1 protein-coding gene and 1 pseudogene are annotated in these 458 nt (G+C 70.5%); one reads left to right on the top strand and one right to left on the bottom strand.

From position 1 onward, the window contains the following. Nucleotides 1-213 (top strand): annotated as a pseudogene (locus V2J85_RS40630) (hypothetical protein); the annotation flags it as partial. Nucleotides 214-226: 13 nt separating this feature from the next. On the opposite strand, the gene V2J85_RS40635 reads toward V2J85_RS40630, so the two are convergent. Next, nucleotides 227-458 (bottom strand): LLM class flavin-dependent oxidoreductase (locus V2J85_RS40635; RefSeq protein WP_330824394.1); only part of this gene is annotated, 232 nt, incomplete at its 5' end.

Raw genomic sequence — 458 nt, forward strand, 5'->3', positions numbered from 1 at the left:
CCGGTGACCCGCGCGCAGGGCGACGAGCGGCTGACGGTGTACGTGGCCACCGAGGGCGAGCCGTATCCGGTGCGGATCACGGCGGACGGGCCGGACGAGAAGGGGACGGTGGACTTCTCCGGCTTCGACCGGCCGGTGCCGGACGCGACTCCGTCGGCGGACGAGACGGTGGATGTGACGGCTCTGCTGGGGCGCAGCGTGAAACCGGTGTGAATCCCGGGCAGCCTCAGCCGGTCAGGGCGGGGATGATCTCGGAGCCGTACGCGTCGATCGTCGCCTCCCTGGCGTCGTGCATGTTGTAGACGGCGAACTGGTCGACGCCGAGCTCCTTCAGGTGGCGCAGCTTCTCGATGTGCGCCTCGGCGGGGCCCAGCAGGCAGAACCGGTCGACGATCTCGTCCGGGACGAAGGCGGTGTCCGGGTTGCCGGTGCGGCCGTGGTGGCTGTAGTCGTAGCCG

The organism is Streptomyces bugieae (genome assembly GCF_036352915.1).
GTDB lineage: Bacteria > Actinomycetota > Actinomycetes > Streptomycetales > Streptomycetaceae > Streptomyces > Streptomyces endophytica.